Source organism: Streptomyces sp. ISL-12 (assembly GCF_018614415.1).
GTDB lineage: Bacteria > Actinomycetota > Actinomycetes > Streptomycetales > Streptomycetaceae > Streptomyces.
Genome location: NZ_JAGGOO010000204.1, coordinates 1 through 5,908 on the forward strand (window position 1 = coordinate 1; position 5,908 = coordinate 5,908).

The window sequence follows — 5,908 nt, forward strand, 5'->3', positions numbered from 1 at the left end:
CGGCGGCGGCGACGGCGGCGCGCAGCCGGTCCTCGGTCTCCACGCCGTCGGTCTCCGCGCCGATCCAGTCGCCGAGCCACCGGGTGAAGTCGGCGGGGGCCAGCGACGGGACGAAGTAGGCGTGCAGGCAGTCCAGGACGTTGAGGACCGGCGCCATGACGTCGTCCAGGCCGCCGACGAACCGCAGCGCCAGGTCGTCGTCGGCGAAGACGGCCGGGAGCATCATGCCGATGGGCGCGGAGGAGCCGAGGCCGTCGACGGAGCCTCTCACCGGTCGTCTCCGATCACGCGGACCCGGTGGTCGAAGGAGAAGACCAGGGACGGGGCGCTGAGGTCGATGCGGTCGGTGGCGTCGCCGCGCTTGCCGGTCAGCGGGTCGGCGGGGTGCAGGATGACCTCGTCGACGAGTTCGACGCCCGGGACGCGCTGGAGCACCGCGAAGATCTCGCCGGCCTGGACGGGGCGGCCGAAGGGCCAGCCCTTGCCGTCGGCGCCGCCGGTGAGCGGGTCGAGGTGGCGGTAGAGGGCGTCGTGGGCCTGGCGGCGCACCTTGTCGGTGTCGGCGGCGCGGAAGGCGTGCAGCGTGGCGACGACGGTGACGCCCTGGTAGAACGGCGGGCCGACGGCCAGGCGGGTGCCGATGAGGCGGCGTTCGTCGAGGTAGCGGGTGATGCGGTCGAGCAGCGCGTCGCCGGGGACGAGCTGTTCGAAGCGGAGCCGGCCGCCGGGGTCGGGGACGGCCTGGGGGACGACGAGGACGCGGACGGCGTAGGCGCCGTGTTCGCTCTCCTCGCCCTCCAGGCAGGTGATGCGGGCGGTCTCCGGGGCGGCGCGGCGGGCGAGTTCCTCGTAGTCGCGCAGGGTGACGGCGCGTTCCTGGGCGCGCAGCGTGATGGGGGCGCGGACCTTCGCCTCCTCGACGGTCTCGCCGTCGACGCCGCCGCGGGCGGCCTCGCGGTTGACGACCTCGCTGACGAACGGGATGGAGGTGCGCAGGATCCGTACGGCGCCGCGGGCGACGTTGCCGGCCCGGCCGCCGCCGGTGCGGTAGCGGCGGGCGCGCAGCACGGCGCCCTTCGGGGGGACCATGCCGTACTGGCGCAGGCTGCCGTCGGGTTCGCGGACGGAGGGGCCGAAGGCGATCTCGCCGGTGGTGGTGTCGAGGGTGATGTGCCGGTCGTCGGGGCGGGAGCCCGCGAAGTGCGGTACGACGTCCCAGTCGGCCCAGCCGTCGTGCTCGGCGCTCTGCAGCAGGACGGGCGGGGTGTCGCCGACGACGGGGGCGTGCTCCAGGCGCAGGCGCTGGCCGGGCAGGCCGGTGGACTCGCCGAGTGCCTCGTCGTAGACGGTCTCGGCGTGGATGGCGGTGGTGGTGCCGCCGATGGTGCAGGCCTCGGCGGAGCGGACCGTCGGGGAGGTGGTGTAGAAGGGCTGGTCGGGCAGCGGTTCGGTGACGCGGCAGCGCAGCCAGCCGGCCTCGTGGCCGCCGGTGCGGGAGAGGACGTGGGTGCCGGGGACGTGCAGGACGATCTCGCCGGGGCGGTTGAGGCCGCCGGTGCCGTCGCGGTCGACCTCGCAGGGCTGCCAGCCGTCCTCGGTCCAGGCCTCCCAGACCAGGGGCGGCTGGCGGGGGTCGACGCCGACGCCGTCGACGCGGCTGTCGAGTTCCAGGACCACGGCGCAGTGCGGCACGGCGGCGGTGAGGCCGAGCAGCATGCAGTCGCCGGGGCGCGGGGACTCGGCGAAGCACAGGATGTCGGTGCCCTCGGCGAGGTCGTGGGTACGGTCGGCGACGGCCTCGCCGCGCTGCTGGACGACCAGGTGGCGCAGGGCGCTGGGGGCGATGCGCAGGTCCCGGTCGACGGCGAAGACGACCGCTTCCTCGTTCTCCGTGCGCAGGGTGGCGACCTCGGTGCCGACCGGTACGGAGACGGCCTCCTCCTGCGGCGCGGACAGCCAGAAGGTGACGTCGGTGCGGGCCGCGGTGGGCGGGAAGAGGGTGATGCCGACCAGGTCCAGGAAGGCCAGGTGGTTCTTCTCCGGGACCCGGTTGAGCCGGTAGACGATCTGGTCGGCCATGTGCGCGACCGTCTCGACGAGGGTGACGCCGGGGTCGGAGACGTTGTGGTCGGTCCACTCCGGGGCGCGCTGCTGGATGTAGCGCTTGGCGTCGTCGACGAACTGCTGGAAGCGGCGGTCGTCGAGGTTCGGGGAGGGCAGGGGCATCAGCGGTCGCTTTCGGGGAGGGTGCCGGGGCCGTCGGACGGTGCCGGTGTGCCCGGTTCCTCGTGGGAGGGGATGACGTAGAACGGGAAGACGAGGCTGCGCGGGTTGTTGGTGCCGCGGATGGAGTAGCGGACGTCGATGAGGAGGGTGCTCTCCTCGGCGCCCACCGACACCTCCACGTCCTGCACCTCGATGCGCGGCTCCCAGCGGTCCAGGCTGAGGTAGACCTCGTGCTGGATGCGGCCGGCGGTCTGTTCGTTGACCGGGGCGAAGACCAGGTCGTGGATGGCGCAGCCGAACTCGGGGCGCATGGGCCGTTCGCCCGGCGCGGTCGACAGGACGAGCCGGATGGCCTCCTCGATCTCCTTCTCGCCGCTGACCAGGGCGATGCCGCCGGTCGGCCCGATGCGCAACGGGAACGACCAGCCGGAGCCTACGAACTGTTCGGCCATCAGCGGGCCACCTGCCTTCCTGGACTGCGGGTCATGACGCACCCGGTATGGGAATCGTGGCCACCTTGAAGATCGGGGACATGACCGTGAACTGGGCGCCCGTGACCCTGGTCTGGACGGGGGAGGTGAGGTTCAGGCCGGCGGTGCCGGTGATGTTCGTCATCGCCCCGCCGGTCAGGTTCGCGACCGCGCCCGCCGTCAGGTTCAGGGCGGCTCCCGCGTTGACGCCGATCTGCGTGGCGGCCCGCATGTTGATCAGGCTGCCGCTCTGCAGGGTGAGCGGGCCGCCGCTCTTGATGGTCAGGGAGCGTCCGGCGGTCAGGGTCATGCTGGTGCCGGCGTCCACCGACACCGAGCGGCTGCCCTTGATGCTGACGGTGCCCTTGCTGTCGACGGTGATCGCGGTGTTGGCCCGGTCGAGGTTGATGACCAGTTTGTCGTCGCCGGACTGGATGCGTACGCCCTGCTTGCGGGCGAGTTTGGCGCTGAGCAGGTCGACGCGGTTGCCGGTGCGGTCCGAGATGGTGTGCCGGCTGGCCTGGTTGCGGGCACCCGCGTAGAGCTGGACGTCGTTCTTGGTCTCCTGGTCCCGGCCGTTGTAGAGCCCGCCGATGACGAAGGGGTGGTCGAGGGCGCCCCGGTCGAAGGCGACGAGCACCTCGTCGCCGACGTCCATCGGGAAGAAGCCGCCGCCGCCCTTGCCGCCGAGCTGCACCGAGCGCGTCCAGTCGCTGACGTAGGTGTCGTCCAGCCAGGGGAACTTGAGCTTGACCCGGCCTCGTTTGAGCGGGTCGGTGACATCGGTGACGACGGCGTTGGCGACGCTGGGCAGCTTGGGCGAGGTCTCGGTGCCGCCGGAGGCCAGGCCGTACAGGGAGCGCCACTGGCGTCCGCTGACGGTGAGCGCGGACTCGTAGTGCTCGCCGCTGCCGAAGCTGTGGCGGACGGAGGTGACGGTGTACTTGCCCTCGAAGGGCTTGCCGGTGTCGGCGAGCGCCACCGGGACGCCGGGCCGCAGCTTGGGGTTGCCGCGGACGGCGACCTCCAGTTCGGCGAAAGCGGAGGTGACGTCGTCGGCGAGGGCTTTCGCGGCGTAGGTGACCTCGGCCTGCTTGTCGTAGGGCGTGGCGGTCTCCACCAGCTTGGCCGGCGGGAAGAAGCGGGCCGCGCTGCCGGGGGTGGCGCCGATCTCGAAGCCCGGGTTGGTGGTGGCCGGGGCGGTGGCGACGATCTCCTTGGCGAGGTTGACGTCCCAGCCCCGCGACTCCACCTTGGCGACCTGGTCGGCGGCGGTGACGGCGGTGCGCAGCCGCAGGATGTCGTGCCGTGCCTGGAGCACGAAGGGGCTCTTGTCACCGTCCGTCTCCGGGGAGGGCGCGCCGGAGGACGGTTTGGGCGAGACGAAGTTGAACTTGCCCTTGGCGTCCAGGGACATGACCATCTCGTTCTCGTCGGCGAGCCGCGCGATGAAGTCCCAGTCGGTGACGTTGCCCTGGCTGATGAACTCGTACGGCGTCTTCGTCGACTCGATGCGGCCGACCGGCACGCTGTTGAGCTTGACCAGTTTCCGCACGATCGAGGAGGCGGTCTCGTTGGTGTACGCGGCCACCCGGCGCTGGCGCAGCAGGCGGTGGCCGAGGTCGTAGCCGCGGATCACGGTGAAGGAGCCGGTGCCGTCGTAGTCGGCCTCCAGGGCGGTGACCTCGCCGGTCAGCAGCGGGTCGGCGACGCCCTTGCCGTTGGCGACGGGGGTCAGGACCACCTTGCTGCCGAAGTTGACGCCGAGCCGGGTCAGCAGGGTCCGGTTGGGGTCGCGGAAGGTGAGGCGGAACGCGGCGGGGACGCCGACGCCCTGGTCGACCCAGCCCCCGACCAGCAGCGGAGCGATCGTCTTGCGCAGCTCGACGCCGTTGATCTTGACCTTGATGATGTTGGAATACGTCAGCGGCGGCATCAGCGGTGCACCTCTCCGGTGGCGGGGAGGAGCAGGTCGGTGCCGGTGGGCAGCCGCGCGGGGTCGTCGATCCCGTTGGCCTCGGCGATGGCCCGCCAGGCGGAGGCGTCGCCGTACTCCTGCCAGGCCAGCGACTGGAGCGAGTCGCCGGCGACGACGCGGTGCACGCGCTGGGCGGTGAGCGCGCCCGAGGTCGGGTTCTGGCCCTCGGTGGCCTGCGGCAGCTCGTGCAGCTGGAGCTGGCAGGTGGCGCGGATCGGGATGCCGGAGGTCCCGAACAGCGTGTACGAGACGTCGACGGAGCCGACGTAGGCGGTGAACCGGGCCGTGGAGAAGGAACCCCACTGGAAGACCACCCAGGGCGGCGAGGGCCGGTCGTCGGCCAGGCTCTTGCTCGTCACCACACAGCACTTCAGCAGGAGGTCGACCTGCTTGAGGACCTTGTTGCCGCTGGGCTCGTCCGAGGAGTCCAGGAAGATCTCCACGGACATCTCACGGGCCACCGGACTCATGAACTCGGGTATGGCGGCGTTGCGGGTGCTGGCCGCGTGGCCTTCCTTCCACTCGGCGCGGCGGGACAGGGTCAGCTGCGCCGGGTTGAACTGGAAGGTGAAGGTCTCGATGAGGGCGCCCGGCGAGGTGCTGTCGCCGGCGGGCGGCTCGTGGATGGCGAGGGTGGCGTGGACGAGACTCTTGCCGGCGCCGCTGCTTTTGGCCATGAGGTGGGCCGCTCCTTTCGTTCCGCTGCTTCCGGTGGTTCCGGTGGTTCCGCTCGGGCTGTTCAGTCGGTGAAGCCGTGGTGGGCGATCTCCAGGACCTCCGTGGCGACGGCCGGGCTGCCGGCGTCGAAGGACGGTCCCTGCCAGCTGACCGGCAGCACGTCCAGCAGCCCCCAGCGGGCGACCTCCGAACCGTCCGCGCGCCGGGCCACGATCGTGCCGGTGGGCCGCTTGATACCGGTCTGCACGGAGGAGATCCACTTGGCGACCTTCGCGGTGTCCGGGGTGATCGGACGGGTCAGCCGGATGTTGGAGAAGGTCACGCGGGTCGGCAGCTGCCAGACGAAGCCGTTGTTGCCGCCCTCCTGGCGCTGCTCGACCTCGACCTGGGACGACAGGCCGTCGCACCCGTTCCAGTAGCCCAGGCTCTGGCCGTCGATCGAGAGGGAGAACCAGATGGTGGAACCCGGGTCCTGGCGGGGCATCGGGGGTCGGCCTTTCTGTCGGAAGCGTCGGGGCGGCGGGGGCGGGCGGGGCGGTCGGACGGTTTCGGCGGG

Annotated in this window: 5 protein-coding genes and 1 pseudogene; all 6 read right to left on the reverse strand. The window is 71.7% G+C overall.

The features are described from left to right. A pseudogene (locus J7I94_RS37545) lies at window positions 1–271 on the reverse strand (phage tail protein); the annotation flags it as partial. Continuing rightward, complete coding sequence (locus J7I94_RS37550; RefSeq protein ID WP_215174806.1) at window positions 268–2,226, reverse strand: putative baseplate assembly protein; 1,959 nt, start codon at window positions 2,224–2,226, stop codon at window positions 268–270. The pseudogene J7I94_RS37545 and the gene J7I94_RS37550, both read right to left, overlap by 4 nt. Further along, the gene (locus J7I94_RS37555; RefSeq protein ID WP_215174808.1) at window positions 2,226–2,678 is read right to left on the reverse strand and encodes a GPW/gp25 family protein; all 453 of its coding nucleotides are present in this window, start codon (window positions 2,676–2,678) and stop codon (window positions 2,226–2,228) included. Before J7I94_RS37555 ends, J7I94_RS37550 begins: the two co-directional genes overlap by 1 nt. A 31-nt stretch (window positions 2,679–2,709) precedes the next feature. Beyond that, a complete protein-coding gene (locus J7I94_RS37560; RefSeq protein ID WP_215174810.1) occupies window positions 2,710–4,632 on the reverse strand; it encodes a VgrG-related protein in 1,923 nt (640 codons plus the stop codon). Next, entirely contained in the window at window positions 4,632–5,351 is a 720-nt protein-coding gene (locus J7I94_RS37565) for a LysM peptidoglycan-binding domain-containing protein (RefSeq protein ID WP_215174813.1), read from the reverse strand. The genes J7I94_RS37560 and J7I94_RS37565 overlap by 1 nt, the downstream gene beginning before the upstream one ends. Before the next feature lie 62 nt (window positions 5,352–5,413). Beyond that, window positions 5,414–5,836: a phage tail protein gene (locus J7I94_RS37570; protein WP_215174814.1), complete on the reverse strand. Its 423-nt coding sequence runs from the start codon at window positions 5,834–5,836 to the stop codon at window positions 5,414–5,416. Window positions 5,837–5,908: the final 72 nt, after the last annotated feature.

What these genes read in the sequence shown, in the direction of transcription:
- J7I94_RS37550 (WP_215174806.1), bottom strand. Translation starts at nt 2,226, where the DNA reads ATGCCCCTGCCCTCCCCGAACCTCGACGACCGCCGCTTCCAGCAGTTC.
- J7I94_RS37555 (WP_215174808.1), bottom strand. Translation starts at nt 2,678, where the DNA reads ATGGCCGAACAGTTCGTAGGCTCCGGCTGGTCGTTCCCGTTGCGCATC.
- J7I94_RS37560 (WP_215174810.1), bottom strand. Translation starts at nt 4,632, where the DNA reads ATGCCGCCGCTGACGTATTCCAACATCATCAAGGTCAAGATCAACGGC.
- J7I94_RS37565 (WP_215174813.1), bottom strand. Translation starts at nt 5,351, where the DNA reads ATGGCCAAAAGCAGCGGCGCCGGCAAGAGTCTCGTCCACGCCACCCTC.
- J7I94_RS37570 (WP_215174814.1), bottom strand. Translation starts at nt 5,836, where the DNA reads ATGCCCCGCCAGGACCCGGGTTCCACCATCTGGTTCTCCCTCTCGATC.